We start from the raw sequence: 18495 nt of genomic DNA, 5'->3' as shown, positions 1-18495 counted from the left end.
TTCAGCCGGAGGCGGGCGGGGCGCCGCGCCGTCGCCAGCGGGCGGGCAGGGCCAGGGTTGCCAGGCCGGCCGCGAACAAGGCCCAGGTCGAGGGCTCGGGCACGCTGTTCACGAAGTTGAGCGTGCCGCCGGCCTGGGCGAGGCCTTCCAGCACCGTCGCGTCGCCCGTGAACGCGGCGTGATTGCCGCTGAGCGTGAAGCTGCCGTCGTAGCAGGTGCCGCTGCCGCCGGTGTAGCTCTGCCTGCAGTAGTGCATGGCGATGCCGCCGTAGCGCACGGCCGCGTCGACGATGACGGTGTTGGTGGCGGTGCCGTGGCTGCTGAGCGATGCGACGTGGACGTCGGTCAAGGTCATGCGGAAGAACTCGAACTGCGACTGGCCGCTTCGGCGCACCGTGAGCAGGGCGCTGGCGAAGGGGCTGTCGTTGACCAGGCCGAGGAACAGCGGCACGAAGCTCGAGTCCATCTGCTGTTCCCACGTGAACGGTTCGAACACGCTGCCCGCGCCGTTGTTGCTGACGCCCCAGGCCCAAGACATCACGTCGATTTCGTTCTTGTGCTTGCTGTCGGCGCTGTCGCCGGCCGCGCCGGGAATCTTCAGGAAGTAGTCGAGCGCGGTCTGGGCCTGCAGCGGCGCCGCGGCGGCCAGCGCGACGGCGGCGCAGGCGAGCTTGTTGACCATGATGGAACACTCCTCGTGGCTGTTGCGGCCACACGGCCGCGCCGAGCCATTCTTGGCCGCTTGCCATCCCGGTCTTTGCGCTGCGTCATGCCGCCCGCAGCCGGGCTGGTCACGGCCAGCTGCAAGTTAGGGGGTGGTCAGCGCGGCTGCGGCGTGGCCAGCCGGCGCTTGAGTGCCCGCATCAGCAGGCCGAGCAGCGGCAGCTTGGCGTAGAGCTCCTCGGCGGCGTCCCAGTAGTCGCGGTGCATCCGCACGAGGCCGGCGGGCGAGTAGTGGATGTGCGAGGCGCCGCGGATGGCCATGGCCTGGCCGCTGCCTTGGCGCTTGAAGTGCAGTTCCCACGTCAGGAAGGCGTGCTCGCCCTCGCTGGCCGCGACCTGCACGGCGAAGCGCGGCTCGCGCAGTTCCTCGAACATCTGCCGGAAGATGCGGCCGATGGCCGCCCGGCCGCGCACATCGTTGAAGGGGTCCTTGAAGGCGGCGGTGTCGTCGTAGAGGGCGAGCAGCTCGGGCAGGCGCTCGGGGGTCAACCGTTCGTAGGCGTCGACGAGGCGGGTGGTGCGGGCATCGGGCATGGTCAGGCTCCGGTGGCGCGGCGCACGGCCGCGAAGTAGCAGGCGTCGGGCAGGCAGCGCAGCAGGCGCATCCAGGCCGTGAAGCGCCGCGGGAAGTTCATCTCGAAGCGGCCCCGCGCCCAGCCCCGCAGGATGTGGCCTGCAGCCTCCTCGGGAGAGATGAGGGCCGGCATGGGGAAGGCGTTGTGCGCCGTCAGCGGGGTCTCGACGAAGCCGGGGTTGACGATGGACACGCCGACGCCGAGGGGATGGAGGTCGAGGTAGAGGCTCTCGGCCAGGTTGTTCAGCGCCGCCTTGGTGGGCCCGTAGGCCAGCGACAGCGGCAGGCCACGGTAGCCCGCCACGCTGCCCACCAGGCTGAGGTGGCCGCCGCCGGCGGTGGCCAGCATGGGCAGCACGGCGTCCAGCAGATGCAGCACGCCGCCGTAGTTGACGGCCAGGTGCCTCTGCATCTCGGTGAGGTCGAATTCGGTGGCGCGCTGCGGCCGGTAGTGGCCGGCGCAGTACATCACCAGGGCGGGCGCCCCGCCGGCATGCGCCCGCGCGGCCTGGGCTGCGGCGTGGACGGCCTGGAGGTCGGTGACGTCCAGGGGCAGGGCGATGCTGCCGGCGTGTTCCTGCGCAAAGGCGTCGAGCGCACCGGCCTGGCGCGCCGAGACGATGACGCGCGCGCCTGCGGCGTGCAGCGCAGCCGCCGTGGCGCGGCCAATGCCCGAGGAGGCGCCCACCACCCAGGCCCAGCGGCCCTGCCAGTCGCGCAGCGGCGGGTTCAGGGGGGCGCCCGGCAGCGGCATGGCGATCAACCCTGCCCGCCGCGGGTGATGACCAGGGTCACGTCGCCGAGGTGCAGGCCCAGCTTGCTCATGGCCGAGCGGTTGAGGACGGTGCCCTCGTCCACGAGGAACATCCAGTCGTCCAGGGTCACGTGCCAGACGCGACCGTCCACCGGCAGCGCGAGGGTGTAGGCCCAGCGGAAGGCGTTGCCGGCGCTCTCGCCGAGGGCCTCGCCGACGACATCGTCGGCCGTGCCGCGGTAGCGCCCGTCGCCCAGGGCCTCGAGCCGCCAGACCCGCCTCTGTGTGCTGCCGTCGCTGTAGGTGAAATGCTCGTCCAGCACGCCTTCGTCGCCCTTCCAGTGGCCGTTCATCCTCACGACGAAGCGCTTGACGACGCGGCCCGCACGGTCGGTGAACAGGCCCTTGGCCGTGAGCTCGCCGTCGAAGAAGCGGCGCAGATCGAACGGTGGCTGCTCGCGGGCGTAGTCCTGCACGCTGGGGCCGGCGCAGCCGGCAAGGGCGAGGGCGGCGGCCGTGCCCAGCAGGGCGCGGCGTGTGCGCAGGGGGCGTGGTGTCATTCGCGGTCCTTCCAGTCGGGGTGGCGTCGTTCGGCCCGCCACAGCGCGGCGGCCGCGGCCAGCTTGAGCAGGCAGGGCAGGCCGCCATAGGCCCAGGCCAGGGCCTGCAGGCCGGCGGCGTCGGAGGTGCCGCTGCGGTAGCCGGCCGCGGCCAGCAGGGGCAGGGCGAGGCCCGCGGCCAGCGCGAGGTTGAGCTTGGTCGCGCAGGTCCACCAGCCGAGGTAGGCGCCCTCGTCGCGGCCCCCGGCGCCGCCGCGGTGGATGACGCCGGTCAGCAGGGCGCCGGGCAGGGCGAGGTCGGCGCCCAGCGCCAGGCCGCTGCACAGGCAGACGAGGGCGAAGGCGGCGCCGTCGCCCGCGGCCAGCCAGGGCGTGGCGGCGAAGGCCAGCACGCTGGCCAGCATGCCGGCCCGCCAGGTGGGGGCCACGCCCCAGCGGCCGGCCGCCCGCACCCAGGCCGGCAGGCCGATGACCGCGGCGCCGAAATAGGCCAGCAGCAGCGGCGCCTGCCAGGCGGGGGCCTCCAGGCGGTCGGCGATGAAGAAGGGCAGCAGGGTGGCGGGCACGGCGTTGGCGATGCCGTTGAGCATGAACACGGCGAGCAGGCGCCGGAAGGCCGGCTGGCGCCAGGCCGAAGGGCCGCCGGTGGGCTCGGCCGCGGCGGCGGGCACGGGCGTGAGGACCGGTGCTTGCAGGCGGTACAGGCCGGCCAGGCCCAGGGCCAGCAGCACGGCCAGGGCGAGGCTGGTGGCCGGCCAACCCAGCCAGGCCGGCAGCACGGCGGCCAGCAGCACGCCGGCCAGCGTGCCGCCTTCGCGCCAGCCGGCCACGCGTGCCCGCAGCGCCGGGCCGCCGCCCCAGCGCGTGCCCCAGCTCTGATGGAGGATGCCCACGGTGCTGTAGGCCAGCGTGCAGGCCAGCAGGGTCGCGGCCAGCCAGGCCGTGGCCCGGGCAGCTTCGCGCCAGGGCGGCTGCCACAGGGCGGCGAACGCGAGGGCGAGCAGGGCCGAACCGACGGCCATGGCCCGCCAGGCCGGCCCCGTGCCGCGCCGCAGCAGCCGGTCGGCCAGGCGCCCGAGGGCGGGGTCGATGAAGGCGTCGAGGGCGCGCACGCCGAGCATCACGGCGCCCAGGGCCGGCAGCGGCAGGCCGAGCACCGTGGCGTAGTGGTAGGGGAGGTTGACGTAGAGCGGCAGCGAGACGAAGGCCAGCGGTGCGGCCAGGCTGCCGTAGGCCAGGCCGCCGCGCCAGCCGAGGGCCTGTGGTGGGGCGTGCAGGGCGGCTGCGGCCACGGGTCAGCCGCCCGTGCCAAGCAGGGCCTGGCGCAGGGCCGGCGCCGAGGTCTGGGGCGCCAGCCAGATGCCGAAGAAGAGCCGTGCGTAGTCGGCATCGACGGTCTGGGCCGTCTCCCGGCCGTTGTGGAAGAAGCGCACCTCGCCCTGGCCATCGCTCAACCCGGTGAGGCGGTCGGTGGCGGCGACGTCGGGGAAGGCCTGCTTCATCAGCGCCAACCAGCGCTTGGCGCGCGCCTCGTCGAAGCTGCCGATGCGCCGCATCTCGGCCACCGAGCGCTCGGCGATGGCCGCGCCTTCGAGCCGGCGGTCGTAGACCAGCTCCAGCGCGAAGGGCTGGCGGGCGTAGTCGTCGGGCTGGAAGCCGGGCGAGGTCCACAGCCGCGCCTCGTAGACGCGCAGGCCGAAGAAGCGCAGCACGCCGGTGCCCCGCAGCTGGGCCCGTGGCAGGGCCGTGGCCAGTTCGGCGGGGGTGGGCGGGACGGCGGGGGCGGCGAGGGCTGGGGTCATGGCATGGGGCGTGAGGAAGGCGGCCAGCGCCAGGCGGGCCAGCACGAGGCGTCGGGCCGCGGGCCGGGCGGTCATGGGCCGGGCCTGCGAAGGGTGAACTGGATGACGTCGGTGTTGCCGGCGTCGAAGGCGGCTTCGCAGTAGGCCAGATAGAAGCCCCAGATGCGCTGGAAGCGGCGGTCGAAGCCCTGGCGCTGGGCTTCGTTCAGACGGGCCTCGAAGGCCGTGCGCCAGCGCCGCAGCGTCTCGGCGTAGTCGCGGCCGAAGGCCAGGCGGTTCTCGACGACGAAGCCCGCGCGGCGCGCCTCGGCCTCGAAGGCCGACGGGCTGGGCAGCAGGCCGCCGGGGAAGATGTATTGCTGGATGAAGTCGGTGGACTTCACGTAGCGGGCAAAGAGGTCGTCGCGGATGGTGATGGTCTGGATGCACGCCCGGCCGTCCGGCTTGAGGCAGGCGGCGAGGGCGCGGAAGTAGCCGGCCCAGTATTCGCGCCCGACGGCTTCGAACATCTCGATGGAGACGACGGCGTCGAAGGGCTCTGCCGCATGGCGGGCGGGCAGGTCGCGGTAGTCGAGGTGCTGGAGCTCTACCTGGCCGTCGAGGCCGGCGTCCTCGATGCGCTGGCGCCCCCAGCGCAGTTGCTCGGCGGACAGGGTGATGCCCGTCACCTTCGCGTCGAAGTCGCGCGCCGCGACCTCGGCGAGGTAGCCCCAGCCGCAGCCGATCTCCAGGACCCGCTTGCCCGGAGCCACGCCCGCCTCGCGCAGGGCCCGGCGCGTCTTGGCGAGCTGGGCGCAGGCCAGGTCGACGTCGTGAGGGTCGCGGCCCTCGAACCACGCGGCGCTGTAGCTCATGCCCGGGTCCAGCCAGAGGCGGTAGAAGTCGTTGCCGAGGTCGTAGTGGGCGTGGATGTTGCGGGCGCTGCCGACGCGCGAGTTGCGCCGCAGCAGGTGGCGCAGCCGGTAGGCCAGGCGGCCCCACCAGCGGCCGTAGACCAGGCTCTCGATGTGGTCGCGGTTGGCCAGGCACAGCCGCAGCAGGGCGGCGAGGTCGGGGCTGTCCCACTCGCCGTCGATGAAGGCCTCGGCGAAGCCGATGTCACCGGACTGCAGCGTTCGCTCGAACACCGCCCAGCTGCGCAGGTGCAGCGTGGCGCGCGGTTCGGCCGGGGCGGCGGTGGGGAGTTGCAGCAAGGCGCCGTCGGGCAGGCGCAGCTCCAGCTGGCCCACGGGCAGCCGCTCCAGCAGCCGCAGCAGGCGACGGGCCGCCGCGGGAGGCGAGGGACGACGGGCCGCGGGGGTGAGGGCGGGGAGGATGCTCATGCTCATCGGCTGACGAAGCGCTCGGGCGCTCGGGGTTTGTTGAAGACGGGCACGCGCTTGGCCCACAGCCGCAGCGCCTGCCAGTGGATGCGGGCCACGACGCCCAGGGTCATGAGGGGCAGGCCCCAGAAGGCGCGGCGGGCGCTGGCGGCGGTCAGCGGCTGCAGGCGTCCGCCGACGTGGGTCTGCAGCAGTGGGCCGTCGTGGTCGTGCAGATCGACCCGTGCGCTCAGCCGGGTGGGGCTGCCGGCGAGGGCTTGCTGCTCGAAGCGGAAGCGGTACTCGCCCTGCACGCCGCAGAAGGGTGAGACGTGGAAGACCTTGCGCGCGGCCTGCTCCACGCCCCAGTCCAGGTCCGGCCCAGCCAGGAGGTAGGCATGGCGCTCGCCGAAGGTGTTGTTGACTTCGGCCAGCACGGCGGCCAGCGACCCGTCGGCGCGGTGGGCGTACCAGAAGCTCACCGGCTTGAACGCATAGCCCAGCACGCGCGGGAAGGTCTGCAGCCAGACTTCGCCGTCGGCATCGACGATGCCCTCGCGGCGCAGCAGTTGCTCGAACCAGGCGAGGGCGTCGTCGCCGCCCTCGCCGTGGTCGCGGTCATGGAAGCTCAGCCAGCCGCGCCGGTTGCGGTGCAGGGCCGCGCAGGGCTGGCGGCGCAGGCTGCGCAGCGGCAGCATCAGGAAGTAGCTCGGGTAGCGGAACTCGTGCGCCGCCGGCCGCATCCGCCGGTGCCACACGTGGCCGAAGCCGATCAGCGCTGCCGCGGTCAAGCCCATGCTGCGCTCGCCTCGCGCTGTGGCGCCACGGCGGCCAGGGCCTCGCGCAGGCCATCGGCGGCGGCCAGGCCCGCCTGCAGGCCGTCCTCGTGGAAGCCGTGGCCGCACCACGCGCCGCAGAACCAGGTGCGGTTGCGGCCCTGCAGCTCGCCCAGGCGCTGCTGGGCCTTGACGGCGGCCAGGTCGAAGACCGGGTGGCTGTACTCGATGCGCCGGTGCACCAGGGTTTCGTCCACCTGGCGCGCGGGGTTGAGCGACACGATGACCGGCTGGCGCCAGGGCAGGGGCTGCAGGCGGTTGAGCAGGTAGTGCAGGCAGACCCGGGCCTGCTCCTGGGCCTCGTCGTCGGCGCGTTCATAGTTCCAGGCCGCCCAGGCGGCGCGGCGGCGTGGCAGCAGCGTGGTGTCGCTGTGCAGTACCGCCAGGTTGGGCTGGTAGCGGATGGCGCCCAGCACCTCGCGCTCCTGGGGGCTGGCGCCCTCGCCCAGGAGGGCCAGCGCCTGGTCGCTGTGGCAGGCGAGCACGACGGCATCGAATGATTCGGCGCCCTCGCGCGTCAGCAGCCGGACCTGTTGCCCCGAACGCTGCAGGCCCAGCACCGGCGTGTTCAGCCGGGCATCGGCCAGCCGCTCGACCATGCGGCGCACGTACTCGCGAGAACCACCCCGCACCGTGTACCACTGCGGGCGGTCGGTGACCTGGATGAGGCCGTGGTTGTGGCAGAAGCGCACCAGCGTGGCGAGCGGAAAACGCAGCATCTGATCGGTGGGGCAGGACCAGATGCAGCCGATCATGGGCAGCAGGTAGTGGCGCCGGAAGCCCTCGCTGAAGCGGTGCTCGTCCAGGAAGTCTCGAATGGAGCCCTGCAGCGCTTCGGCCGGCCCGTCTGCCGCCAGGGCCATGGCCAGGCGGTTGAAGCGCAGGATCTCGCCCAGCATGCGCCAGAACCCCGGCCGCAGCAGGTTGCTGCGCTGGGCGAAGACGGTGTTGAGCGAAGTGCCGCTCCACTCCAGGCCGCCGCGGCCGTCCGGCTGGGGCACTTGCACCGAGAAGGACATGTCCGAGGGGGCGGACTCGACGCCCAGTTCGGCGAACAGGCTCACCAGCCCGGGGTAGGTCCGCCGGTTGAAGACCAGGAAGCCGGTGTCGACGCCGTGGGTGAGGCCCTCCAGGCCCAGGTCCACGGTATGGGCATGCCCGCCGAAATGGTTGCCCGCTTCCAGCAGCGTGACGCGCCAGTCCCCTGGCGAATTGGCCAGTCGCCAGGCGGCGGCGAGCCCGGCGATCCCTGAACCGACGACGGCGATGCGACGCATGACGACCTCCATGAACTGTTCAGGACAAACATTGAACTGATGAGTTCAAACGATAACTCATTAGTTCAAAATTTGCACCATGGCGTTTTTGCAACGGCCTCGGCGGTCTAGAATCCGCCCATGGGAGCCCGACCATCCATCCGTGACCAGATGCAGCGCGTCCGCCAGGACGCCATCGTCGGCGCCGTGAACCGCCTGCTCGCTGCCAAGGGCTACGACGCGATGACGGTGGACGAGGTCGCGGCCGAGGCCGGCCTCGCCAAGGCCAGCCTCTACAAGCTCTTCACCTCCAAGGAGGAACTGGCGGCGGCGGCCATGGTGGGCGCGCTGGACCGGGCGCTGGCCTGGGTCGACGAACTGCGTGGCCGGGCCGAGCAGGCGGCCGAGGGCGGCCAGCCGGTGCCGGCCCTGGAGCAGCTCAAGGCCGTGGCGCGCTGGGCCATGGAGACCCAGTTGGGCGGCGAGATGCCCTCGCTGCCCGCGCACAACTCCAGCCTGAGCGCCTCGTTGCAGTCCAACGATGCCTACATGGACCGGCTCATCGCCCTCAGCAACCGGTTGAGCATCTGGATCACCGAAGCCCAGACAGGCGGGCAACTGAACGCGGCGCTGCCGCCGGAGCTCGTGCTCTACACCCTCTTCGCCCGCGCCTGCGATCCGGTCGTGGCCATGCTCAAGGCCTCGGGCCAGTACACCGACGAGCAGATCGTCGCCTGGGTCACCTCCACCACCTTCGACGGCCTCGCCACTCGCCAGCCCCAGCCGGCCACGTCCTGAACCGCCGGCGTGCCGTGTTGCAGCCCCAGGTAAACCCGCGCGGGGCCGGCGGTCCGGGACTGCCTAGAATTTGCTGCACTGCACAGGAGACACACGCATGGCGACTGCCCGCAAAAAGCCGGCTTCCCCCGAAGGCACCGCGGCCAGCGACGCCAAGCCCGGGCTACGCATCCTCAAGAAGTACCCCAACCGCCGGCTCTACGACACGCAGACCAGCAGCTACATCACGCTGGCCGACGTCAAGCGCATGGTGCTGGACGGCGTCGACTTCGAGGTGCACGACGCCAAGACCCAGGAGGACCTGACGCGTTCCATCCTGCTGCAGATCATCCTGGAGGAGGAGACCGGCGGCGTGCCGATGTTCTCGACCGCGTCGCTGGCCCAGATCATCCGCTTCTACGGCCATGCCATGCAGGGCGTGATGGGCGGCCTGCTCGAGCGCCAGATGCAGGCCTTCACCGACATGCAGCAGCGCTTCACCGAGCAGACGCCGGGCATGCCCTTCAGCCCCGACGCCTGGACCGGCCTGATGGGCGGTTATGCCGAGCAGTCCAAGGCGCTGATGAACCAGTGGCAGGAACAGTTGAAAAATGCCGGCGTGATCTTCCCGTTCGGCCCCAAGAAGTAGGCGCCGGGCCACATCGCCGAAAATGCGGCGATGAATGAAACGACTTCCGCCGCCCCCAAGATCGGCTTCGTCAGCCTGGGCTGCCCCAAGGCGCTGACCGATTCGGAGCTCATCCTCACCCAGCTCCGCGCCGAGGGCTACGAGACCTCCAAGACCTTCGCCGGGGCCGACCTGGTGATCGTGAACACCTGCGGCTTCATCGACGACGCCGTCAAGGAGAGCCTGGACACCATCGGCGAGGCCCTGGCCGAGAACGGCAAGGTCATCGTGACGGGCTGCCTCGGTGCCAAGGCCGGCCAGGCCAGCAGCGACGCCGGCAGCCTGGTGCGCGAGATCCACCCCAGCGTTCTCGCCGTGACGGGCCCGCACGCCACGCAGGAGGTCATGGATGCGGTGCACACCCACGTGCCCAAGCCCCACGACCCCTTCGTCGACCTCGTTCCCAGCTTCGGGGTCAAGCTCACGCCCAGGCACTACGCCTACCTCAAGATCAGCGAGGGCTGCAACCATCGCTGCTCCTTCTGCATCATCCCGAGCATGCGCGGCGACCTGGTCTCGCGCCCCATCGGCGACGTGCTCAACGAGGCGCGGGCCCTGTTCGAGAGCGGTGTGAAGGAACTGCTCGTCATCAGCCAGGACACCTCGGCCTACGGGGTGGACGTGAAGTACCGCACCGGTTTCTGGGACGGCAAGCCCGTCAAGACCCGCATGCTGGACCTGGTGGCCCAACTGGGCGAACTTGCCAGGCCCTACGGTGCCTGGGTTCGCCTGCACTACGTCTACCCCTATCCCCACGTCGACGAGGTGCTGCCGTTGATGGGAGAAGGCCTGGTGCTGCCCTATCTGGACGTGCCCTTCCAGCATGCCCATCCCGACGTGCTCAAGCGCATGAAGCGCCCGGCCAACGGCGAGAAGAACATGGAGCGCATCCTGCGTTGGCGCGAAGCCTGCCCCGAACTGGTCATCCGCTCGACCTTCATCGCCGGCTTCCCCGGCGAGACCGAGGCGGAATTCCAGTACCTGCTGGACTTCATGGCCGAGGCCAGGATCGATCGCGCCGGCTGCTTCGCCTACTCGCCCGTCGAGGGCGCCAGCGCCAACGACATTCCCGGTGCCCTGCCCGACGAGGTGCGCGAGGAGCGCCGCGCGCGCTTCATGGCCGTGGCCGAGCAGGTGTCGGCCGCCAAGCTGCAAAGCCGTGTGGGCCAGACGATGCAGGTGCTGGTCGACGCCGCGCCAGCCCTCGGCCGCAAGGGCGGCGTGGGCCGCAGCTATGCCGACGCGCCCGAGATCGACGGCACCGTCAAGATCCTGCCGCCCGAGAAGGCCAGCCGGACGATGAAGGTCGGCGACTTCGCCCGCGTGCGCATCGTGGCCGCCGACGGGCACGACCTGGTCGGGAGCCTCGTCTGATGGCCAAGCGCGGACCCGCCACGACGCTCATCCACCACCCCTACCGCCCGCCGGAGGGCTGGGATGCCGTCCCCGTGCCGGTCGCCAAGGCCTCGACCGTGCTCTTCAAGGACACGGCCGACCTGCACCGGCCGCGCCCGCGCGACGGCCTGACCTACCGCTACGGCCTGCACGGCACGCCCACCAGCTACACCCTGGCCGCGCGCCTGGCGACGCTGGAGCACGCCGAGCACTGCCTGCTCGTACCCAGCGGCCTGGCCGCCGTGACGCTGCCGTCGCTGGCCATGCTGCGCCCCGGCGACGAGGTGCTGGTGCCGGACAACGTCTACGGACAGAACCGCTATCTCACCGAGTCGTGGCTGCCGCAGTGGGGCGTGACGCACCGGTTCTACGACCCGCTCACCGTGCCGGAGCTGCGCGAGAACACCCGCCTCGTCTGGCTGGAGGCTGCGGGCTCCATCACGCTGGAGTTCCCCGACCTGCTCGGCACGCTGGCTGCCTGCCGCGCCGCGGGGGTCACGACAGCCCTGGACAACACCTGGGGCGCGGGCCTGGCCTTCAACGGCTTCGAGCCGGCGCCCACCACGCACCCCGGCCTGGGCGCCGACATCGTCATGCAGGCCCTGACCAAATATCCGAGCGGCGGCGCCGACGTGCTGATGGGCTCCGTCTGCACCCGCGATCGCGCGCTGCACGACCGCCTCAATTACGCCCACGAGCACCTGGGCTATGGCCTGGGGCAGAACGACGTCGAGCTGGTGCTGCGGGGGCTGCCGACCATGCCCCTTCGCTACGCGGCCCAGGACCGCGTGACCCGCGAGCTCGCCAGCTGGATGGCCGGCCGGCCGCAGGTGGCGCGCGTCTTCCACCCGGCACTGCCCGGCTCGCCGGGCCACGAGCACTGGCTGCAGGTGGGCGCCGTGCCGGGCCAGGCCGGCGCGGCCTGCCTGTTCTCGGCGGTCTTCCGGCCCGAGTACGGCCCGGCGCAGGTCGATGCCTTCGTCGACGCCCTGCAGCTCTTCGGCATCGGCTACTCCTGGGCCGGCCCGATGAGCCTGGCCGTGCCCTACGACATGAGCCGCAGCCGCGACCTGCCGCTGCCTTTCGACGGTGGCACGCTGGTGCGATTCGCGATCGGGCTGGAAGACGGCGCCGACCTCAAGGCCGACATCGAGCAGGCGCTGGCCGTCCTGGCCTAGCCCTTGGATGAGACCTTGTGTCTCATCAACTGGCCACGTTGGCGAAACTTGCAGAGGTCCGCTGCGCGTCCCTCAGGCCTTGCGGCCTGTCGATGCGTGCCGCATCAATTGCCCCTTTTTGGCGAAAGTGGCAACGAGCCGCTGGGCGTCTCGTCAGGCCTTGCGGCCTGTTGATGCGTGCCGCATCAGCTGCCCCTTTTCTCTCTCCCAGTCTCGCTTCTTCTCGGTCTCGCGCTTGTCATGCTGGGCCTTGCCCTTGGCCAGGGCGATGTCGGCCTTCACGCGGCCGCCCTTGTAGTGCAGGTTCAGCGGCACGAGGGTGAAGCCGCGCTGCTCGACCTTGCCGATCAGGCGCTTGATCTCGGCCTTGTGCATCAGCAGCTTCTTGGTCCGGTCGGCCTCGGGGTTGACGTGGGTGGAGGCGCTGCGCAGGGCGTTGATGCGACAGCCGATGAGGAAGAGCTCGCCGTTCTTGATGAGCACGTAGCCATCGGTGAGCTGCACCTGGCCGGCGCGGATGGCCTTGATCTCCCAGCCGGAGAGCACGACACCGGCCTCGAACTGCTCTTCGATGTGGTAGTCGTAACGGGCGCGGCGGTTCTCGGCGATGGACATGGGTGCGGCAGTTGGGGCCGAAACCCCTCAATACAATCCGTGGATTCTATGAAGCAGGTCAAGAAGTCCGTGCTGCTCTGGCACACGCCGCGCGAGATGTACGAACTGGTCACCGCGGTGGAGCGTTATCCCGAGTTCCTGCCCTGGTGCAGTCAGGTCGATGTGCTGGAGCGCGAAGGCGAGACGGTGACCGCGCGTCTGCACCTGGCCTATGCCGGCGTGCGGCATGCCTTCACCACCCGCAACCGCAACGAGGACGGCCGCGGCGTGCGCATGGAGCTGGTGGACGGCCCCTTCTCGCACCTCGACGGCGTGTGGCAGTTCCTGCCCCTGAACAAGCCCGGCTCGACGGCCGAAGCCACGGCCTGCAAGATCGCCTTCGACCTGAGCTATGCCTTCAGCAGCAGCGCGCTGGAAGCCGTGGTGAGCCCCGTGTTCGACCGCATCGCCAACACCTTCGTCGACAGCTTCGTGCAGCGCGCCGAGGCCCTGTATGGCTCGCGTTGAACTGGTGTGGAGCCCCGCCCGGGGCGACGTGCGCCAGCGCTGGCTGGAGGTGGAGGAGGGCGCCACGCTGGAGTCGGCCCTGCGCGGCTGCGCCGAATTCATGGCCACGCAGGTCCGGCCCCTCGGCGAGTTGCGCCTGGGCATCTGGGGGCGGGTACGGCCGCTGGATACGCCGCTGCGCGAACGCGACCGCATCGAGGTCTACCGGCCGCTGACCGTCGACCCCAAGGAGGCGCGGCGCCAGCGCTATGCCAAGCGGGGCGAGCGCATCGTGTCGCGGCACCGGCCCAAGGCCGGCATTGGCGAGACGCGCTGACGCCTTAGCGGCACTCGCTGGTGACGATCTGGCGGGTCCGCTCTATCTCGGCCTGGCGCTGGGCGTCGTCCATGAAGACGCGTTCGCCCTTGTCGTTGGTGCGGGTCAGGCGCAGGCCGCTTTGCAGGTCGCGCAGGCTGGCCTGGGCGCGCGAGCAGTTCTCGCGCCGCTGCTCGGCCAGGCGGCGCTCCTCTTCCTTCTGTTTGGCGGCCTCGCGGTCCTGGTCCTGCTTCTGGCGGGCTGTGGCGTCCTGTTCGGCCTTGCTCGGCGAACTGGCGGCCGGCTTGGGCACCGAGGCTGCGGCGCTGGCGGCTTGGCCGGCGGGCACGACCACGATGGCGCGCGCGGCAGCCGCGGGGCGTTGCAGGATGTCCTTCTCGGGCACGCCGGGCGGCGGCGGCATGTCGCTGTACTGGACGTTGCCACGGGCGTCGCGCCATTTCCACTGCGCCTGGGCAGCGCCGGCGACGACGAGGCAGAGCAGGGCAGCGAGGGCTTGGCGGGAGGCTTTGCGAGGCATGCGGTCAGTGTATCCGTGCGACCTCCGTATAATGCCGCTTTGCGTCTGGAGCTTTCCTCATGCGCCTTCTCGGCAAAGCGCTCACCTTCGACGACGTTCTGTTGGTGCCAGCGTTCTCCCAGGTGTTGCCCCGCGACACCAGCCTTGCGACCCGCCTGTCGCGCAACATCCCCCTGAACCTGCCGCTCGTGTCCGCCGCGATGGACACCGTGACCGAGGCGCGTCTGGCGATCGCCATCGCCCAGGAAGGCGGCATCGGCATCGTGCACAAGAACCTGAGCGCCGAAGCCCAGGCACGCGAGGTGGCCCGGGTGAAGCGCTATGAGAGCGGCGTCGTGCGCGAGCCGCTCACCATCGGCCCCGACGCTTCCGTGCGCGACGCCGTCGAGCTGACGCGCCTGCACGGCTTCTCGGGCTTTCCCGTCGTTGAGGGCAAGCGCGTCGTCGGCATCGTCACCGGCCGCGACCTGCGCTTCGAGACCCGCATGGACGCCAAGGTCCGCGAGATCATGACGCCGGCCGACAAGCTCATCACCGTGCGCGAGGGCGCGTCACTTGATGAAGCCAAGGCCCTCATGCACAAGCACAAGCTGGAGCGGGTCGTCGTCATCAACGACGCCTTCGAGCTGCGCGGCCTGATGACGGTGAAGGACATCACCAAGCAGACCAGCTTCCCCAACGCCGCCCGCGACAGCCACGGCGGCCTGCGCGTCGGCGCAGCGGTGGGCTTCGGCGAGGACACCGAGCAGCGCGTCGAGCTGCTGGTCAAGGCCGGCGTGGACGCCATCATCGTCGACACCGCCCACGGCCACAGCGCCGGCGTGCTGGAGCGCGTGCGCTGGGTCAAGCGTGCCTATCCGCAGGTCGACGTCATCGGCGGCAACATCGCCACGGGCGCGGCGGCGCTGGCCCTCGTCGAGGCGGGCGCCGACGGCGTCAAGGTCGGCATCGGCCCCGGTTCCATCTGCACGACCCGCATCGTCGCAGGCGTCGGCGTGCCGCAGATCACCGCCATCGACAACGTCGTGACGGCGCTCAAGGGCACGGGCGTCCCGGTTATCGCCGACGGCGGCATCCGCTACTCCGGCGACGTCGCCAAGGCCATCGCCGCCGGTGCCGACTGCGTCATGATGGGCGGCGCCTTCGCAGGCACCGAGGAAGCTCCGGGCGAGACCATCCTCTACCAGGGCCGCACCTTCAAGAGCTACCGCGGCATGGGCTCCATGGGCGCCATGGCCAAGGGCAGCGCGGACCGCTACTTTCAGGCCGAGTCGGGCAACAACCCCAACACTTCCAAGCTGGTGCCCGAGGGCATCGAGGGGCAGGTGCCCTACAAGGGCTCGGTCGTGCAAGTCATCTTCCAGATGGCCGGCGGCCTGAAGGCGTCCATGCACTACTGCGGCTGCGGCAGCATCGCCGAGATGCAGAACAAGGCCGAGTTCGTCGAGATCACGACGGCGGGCATGCGCGAAAGCCACGTGCACGACGTGCAGATCACCAAGGAAGCGCCCAACTACCGCAGCGAGTGAACGTCACGAGCGCAAACGGGGCGAACGCGAGTCGCCCCGTTTTGTTTTCAAGGCAGGCATGACCGACTCCCCCACCCCCCAGCGCGTCGCCGGCATGGGCTTCATCATGGTGACGGTGCTGATCGACATGATCAGCATCGGCCTCATCGTGCCCGTGCTGCCGCACATCGTCGGCCTCTTCACCCAGAGCAACGACGAGCAGACCCTCGGCTTCCTGATGCTGACGCTGGCCTTCGGCATCGCCAACTTCTTCGGCTCGCCGGTGCTGGGCGCGTTGTCGGACCGTTATGGCCGCCGCCCGGTGCTGCTCATCGGCTTCGCCGGCCTGGCGCTGAGCTTCTTCGTGACGGCCATGGCGCCGGCGCTGTGGGTGCTGGTGGTGGTGCGCCTGTTCTCCGGCGCCATGCAGGCCAACATCGCCATCGCCAACGCCTACGTCGCCGACATCAGCGCGCCGCAGGACCGCGCCAAGCGCTTCGGCCAGCTCGGCGCGATGTTCGGCCTGGGATTCATGCTCGGCCCCGTCATCGGCGGCCTGCTGGGCGACCACGACGTGCGCCTGCCCTTCTACGTGGCCGGCTCGCTGGCCATCGTCAACTGGTGCTACGGCTTCTTCGTGCTGCCCGAGTCGCTGCCGCTGGAGCGCCGCCATGCCATCGAGCTCCGCAAGATGAACCCGGTCGCCGCCCTGCGCGGCCTGGCCGGTCTGAAAGGCGTGGGGCCGCTGGTCGTCGTGCTCGCGCTGGCCTCCCTCGCGCAGTTCATGCTGCATACGAGCTGGGTGCTCTACACCAAGTTCAAGTTCGGCTGGGGGCCGGGCCAGGTGGGCCTGTCACTGCTCGCGGTGGGCGTGGTGTCGGTCATCAGCCAGGGCCTGCTGCTCAAGCCCCTGCTCAAGCGCTTCTCGCCTCAGAAGCTGGCCATCGCCGGCATGACCTCGGGGGCGCTCGCCTACCTCGGCTTCGGCCTGGCCAGCCAGGGCTGGATGATGTACGCCGTCATCGGTGCCAACCTGCTCGGTGGCGTGGCGGCGGCGGCCATGCAGAGCATCATCTCCAACGCCACCGACCCGACGATGCAAGGGCGCACGGCGGGCGCGGTCTCGTCGCTGAACAGCCTGATGGCGGTCTGTGCGCCGGTCGTGGCGCTCGAGCTGCTGCGCTGGGTCTCGCACCGTCCGCCCGGCGACATCCTGATCGGCCTGCCCTTTTTCACCTGCGCCGCGCTGCAAGCGCTGGCCATGCTCATCACGCTGCGCTTCTTCCGCCGGCAGCCGCCCGCGCCGCAGCCCGTCCAGCCCGCCTGAAAGACCGCCCATGCAACACGACAAGGTCCTCATCCTCGACTTCGGCTCCCAGGTCACCCAGCTCATCGCCCGCCGCGTGCGCGAGGCGGCGGTGTACTGCGAGATCCATCCGAACGACGTGTCGGACGACTTCGTCCGCAGCTTCGCGCCCAAGGCCATCATCCTGAGCGGCAGCCATGCCTCCACCTACGAGGACCACGAGCTGCGCGCCCCCCAGGCCGTCTACGAACTGGGCGTGCCGGTGCTGGGCATCTGCTACGGCATGTTCACGATGACCGTGCAGTTGGGCGGCCAGGTCGAGGCCAGCGAGCACCGTGAGTTCGGCTACGCCGAGGTGCGCGCCCATGGCCACACCCAACTGCTGGACGGCATCCAGGACTTCGAGACGCCCGAGAAGCACGGCATGCTCAAGGTCTGGATGAGCCATGGCGACAAGGTGACCTCGCTGCCCCCGGGCTTCAAGCTGATGGCGTCCACGCCGAGTTGCCCCATCGCCGGCATGGCTGACGAGTCGCGGCGTTTCTATGCCGTGCAGTTCCATCCGGAAGTGACCCACACCCTGCAGGGCGAGGCGCTGCTGCGCCGCTTCGTGCGCGACATCGCCGGCTGCAAGGGCGACTGGCAGATGGGCAGCTACATCGACGAGGCCGTGGCCCGCATCCGCGAGCAGGTGGGCAGCGAGGAGGTCATCCTCGGCCTGTCGGGCGGCGTCGATTCCAGCGTCGCCGCGGCCCTCATCCACCGCGCCATCGGCGACCAGCTCACCTGCGTCTTCGTCGACCACGGCCTGCTGCGCCTGAACGAGGCGCAGATGGTGATGGACATGTTCGCCGGCCGCCTGCACGCCCGCGTGGTGCACGTGGACGCGAGCGAACAGTTCCTCGGCAAGCTGGCCGGCGTGACCGACCCCGAGCGCAAGCGCAAGATCATCGGCGCCGAATTCGTCGAGGTCTTCCAGGCCGAGGCCAAGAAGCTCACCAATGCGAAGTGGCTGGCCCAGGGCACCATCTATCCCGACGTGGTGGAGAGCGGCGGTACCAAGACCAAGAAGGCCACCACCATCAAGAGCCACCATAACGTGGGCGGCCTGCCCGAGACCCTGGGCCTGAAGCTGCTGGAGCCGCTGCGCGAGCTGTTCAAGGACGAGGTCCGCGCGCTCGGCGTCGCCCTCGGCCTGCCGCCCGACATGGTCTACCGGCATCCCTTCCCGGGGCCGGGCCTGGGGGTGCGCATCCTCGGCGACATCCGCAAGGAGTACGCCGACCTGCTGCGCCGCGCCGACGCCATCTTCATCGAGGAACTACGCAACACCATCGATCCGGCGACGGGCAAGAGCTGGTACGGGCTGACCTCGCAGGCCTTCGCCGTCTTCCTGCCGGTCAAGAGCGTCGGCGTCATGGGCGACGGCCGCACCTACGACTACGTCGTGGCCCTGCGCGCCGTGCAGACCAGCGACTTCATGACCGCCGACTGGGCCGAACTGCCCTACGCCCTGCTCAAGAAGGTCTCCAGCCGCATCATCAACGAGGTGCGCGGCATCAACCGCGTGACCTACGACGTGTCGAGCAAGCCGCCTGCGACCATCGAGTGGGAATGATTCCACTCTGACGGTATCGAACGGGGCGGGCAGGCGGTGCGCCCGTCCCGACGTGCGTGCCGGAACTCGGCACGGACAATTTTCCTTGTCGCCGGCTCGGCGCATCGGATGACGCACCTGCGTCCAAAGGAAAAACGGGTTAGCGGCCTGAGCTGCTAACCCGTTGATCTACTTCAATAAAAATGGTCGGGACGGCGGGATTCGAACTCGCGACCCCTTGCACCCCATGCAAGTGCGCTACCAGGCTGCGCTACGCCCCGA

At 70.4% G+C, this 18495-nt stretch carries 20 protein-coding genes and 1 tRNA gene; 9 read left to right on the top strand and 12 right to left on the bottom strand.

Going from position 1 to position 18495, the window contains the following annotated elements:
• Position 1: 1 nt before the first annotated feature.
• From LXT12_RS01275 to LXT12_RS01235, 9 genes are all read right to left on the bottom strand, one after another.
• Positions 2-682 carry an Hcp family type VI secretion system effector gene (locus LXT12_RS01275; RefSeq protein WP_233388681.1) on the bottom strand — a complete coding sequence of 227 codons (681 nt, stop codon included), beginning with the start codon at positions 680-682 and terminating at the stop codon, positions 2-4.
• Between the two features lie 137 nt (positions 683-819).
• Positions 820-1257, bottom strand: coding sequence for a nuclear transport factor 2 family protein (locus tag LXT12_RS01270; RefSeq protein ID WP_233388679.1), 438 nt, complete (start codon positions 1255-1257; stop codon positions 820-822).
• Between the two features lie 2 nt (positions 1258-1259).
• Positions 1260-2051 carry an SDR family NAD(P)-dependent oxidoreductase gene (locus LXT12_RS01265; RefSeq protein ID WP_233388677.1) on the bottom strand — a complete coding sequence of 264 codons (792 nt, stop codon included), beginning with the start codon at positions 2049-2051 and terminating at the stop codon, positions 1260-1262.
• Between the two features lie 5 nt (positions 2052-2056).
• Positions 2057-2611, bottom strand: coding sequence for a DUF3833 domain-containing protein (locus LXT12_RS01260; protein WP_233388675.1), 555 nt, complete (start codon positions 2609-2611; stop codon positions 2057-2059).
• Entirely contained in the window at positions 2608-3903 is a 1296-nt protein-coding gene (locus LXT12_RS01255; protein WP_233388673.1) for an MFS transporter, read from the bottom strand. The genes LXT12_RS01260 and LXT12_RS01255 overlap by 4 nt, the downstream gene beginning before the upstream one ends.
• Positions 3904-3906: 3 nt before the next feature.
• Positions 3907-4488, bottom strand: coding sequence for a chalcone isomerase family protein (locus tag LXT12_RS01250; protein ID WP_419964754.1), 582 nt, complete (start codon positions 4486-4488; stop codon positions 3907-3909).
• Positions 4485-5741, bottom strand: coding sequence for an SAM-dependent methyltransferase (locus LXT12_RS01245; RefSeq protein ID WP_233388671.1), 1257 nt, complete (start codon positions 5739-5741; stop codon positions 4485-4487). The genes LXT12_RS01250 and LXT12_RS01245 overlap by 4 nt, the downstream gene beginning before the upstream one ends.
• A complete protein-coding gene (locus tag LXT12_RS01240) occupies positions 5738-6505 on the bottom strand; it encodes a DUF1365 domain-containing protein (RefSeq protein ID WP_233389665.1) in 768 nt (255 codons plus the stop codon). The genes LXT12_RS01245 and LXT12_RS01240 overlap by 4 nt, the downstream gene beginning before the upstream one ends.
• Positions 6502-7827, bottom strand: a complete 1326-nt coding sequence (locus LXT12_RS01235; RefSeq protein WP_233388669.1) for an NAD(P)/FAD-dependent oxidoreductase — start codon at positions 7825-7827, stop codon at positions 6502-6504. Before LXT12_RS01235 ends, LXT12_RS01240 begins: the two co-directional genes overlap by 4 nt.
• Before the next feature lie 120 nt (positions 7828-7947).
• Here LXT12_RS01235 and LXT12_RS01230 point away from each other — a divergent pair, with 120 nt between their 5' ends.
• From LXT12_RS01230 to LXT12_RS01215, 4 genes are all read left to right on the top strand, one after another.
• On the top strand, positions 7948-8604 hold the full coding sequence (locus tag LXT12_RS01230; RefSeq protein ID WP_233388667.1) for a TetR/AcrR family transcriptional regulator: 657 nt from the start codon (positions 7948-7950) through the stop codon (positions 8602-8604).
• Between the two features lie 97 nt (positions 8605-8701).
• Positions 8702-9232, top strand: coding sequence for a polyhydroxyalkanoate synthesis repressor PhaR (gene phaR / locus LXT12_RS01225; protein WP_233388665.1), 531 nt, complete (start codon positions 8702-8704; stop codon positions 9230-9232).
• A gap of 30 nt (positions 9233-9262) precedes the next feature.
• Entirely contained in the window at positions 9263-10645 is a 1383-nt protein-coding gene (rimO, locus tag LXT12_RS01220) for a 30S ribosomal protein S12 methylthiotransferase RimO (protein WP_233388663.1), read from the top strand.
• Positions 10645-11844: a PLP-dependent transferase gene (locus LXT12_RS01215; RefSeq protein ID WP_233388661.1), complete on the top strand. Its 1200-nt coding sequence runs from the start codon at positions 10645-10647 to the stop codon at positions 11842-11844. The genes rimO and LXT12_RS01215 overlap by 1 nt, the downstream gene beginning before the upstream one ends.
• 153 nt (positions 11845-11997) lie before the next feature.
• Here the strand turns inward: LXT12_RS01215 and smpB are convergent, their stop codons facing one another.
• Positions 11998-12459 (bottom strand): SsrA-binding protein SmpB, encoded by a 462-nt coding sequence (smpB, locus tag LXT12_RS01210; protein WP_233388659.1) that lies wholly within the window; start codon positions 12457-12459, stop codon positions 11998-12000.
• A gap of 48 nt (positions 12460-12507) precedes the next feature.
• Here smpB and LXT12_RS01205 point away from each other — a divergent pair, with 48 nt between their 5' ends.
• Complete coding sequence (locus tag LXT12_RS01205) at positions 12508-12966, top strand: type II toxin-antitoxin system RatA family toxin (RefSeq protein ID WP_233388657.1); 459 nt, start codon at positions 12508-12510, stop codon at positions 12964-12966.
• Positions 12953-13282: an RnfH family protein gene (locus LXT12_RS01200; RefSeq protein ID WP_233388654.1), complete on the top strand. Its 330-nt coding sequence runs from the start codon at positions 12953-12955 to the stop codon at positions 13280-13282. The genes LXT12_RS01205 and LXT12_RS01200 overlap by 14 nt, the downstream gene beginning before the upstream one ends.
• A 4-nt stretch (positions 13283-13286) precedes the next feature.
• Here LXT12_RS01200 and LXT12_RS01195 read toward each other — a convergent pair whose 3' ends face one another.
• Complete coding sequence (locus LXT12_RS01195; protein WP_233388652.1) at positions 13287-13802, bottom strand: DUF4124 domain-containing protein; 516 nt, start codon at positions 13800-13802, stop codon at positions 13287-13289.
• A 59-nt stretch (positions 13803-13861) separates the two neighbouring features.
• Between LXT12_RS01195 and guaB the strand changes: the two genes are divergently transcribed.
• The 3 genes from guaB to guaA are packed head-to-tail and all read left to right on the top strand — an operon-like array spanning position 13862 to position 18234.
• Positions 13862-15331: an IMP dehydrogenase gene (guaB, locus tag LXT12_RS01190; protein WP_233388650.1), complete on the top strand. Its 1470-nt coding sequence runs from the start codon at positions 13862-13864 to the stop codon at positions 15329-15331.
• 58 nt (positions 15332-15389) lie between these two features.
• Positions 15390-16637, top strand: a complete 1248-nt coding sequence (locus tag LXT12_RS01185; protein WP_233388649.1) for an MFS transporter — start codon at positions 15390-15392, stop codon at positions 16635-16637.
• Between the two features lie 10 nt (positions 16638-16647).
• Positions 16648-18234 (top strand): glutamine-hydrolyzing GMP synthase, encoded by a 1587-nt coding sequence (guaA, locus tag LXT12_RS01180; RefSeq protein ID WP_233388647.1) that lies wholly within the window; start codon positions 16648-16650, stop codon positions 18232-18234.
• A gap of 183 nt (positions 18235-18417) precedes the next feature.
• Here the strand turns inward: guaA and LXT12_RS01175 are convergent.
• Positions 18418-18494: transfer RNA gene (locus LXT12_RS01175), tRNA-Pro, on the bottom strand.
• Position 18495 lies beyond the last annotated feature (1 nt).

The organism is Pelomonas caseinilytica (genome assembly GCF_021353235.1).
GTDB classification, from domain to species: Bacteria; Pseudomonadota; Gammaproteobacteria; order Burkholderiales; family Burkholderiaceae_C; genus Pelomonas; species Pelomonas caseinilytica.
Note: the sequence above shows the minus strand (reverse complement) of the source record. Positions and strands in the feature narration are given on the sequence as shown.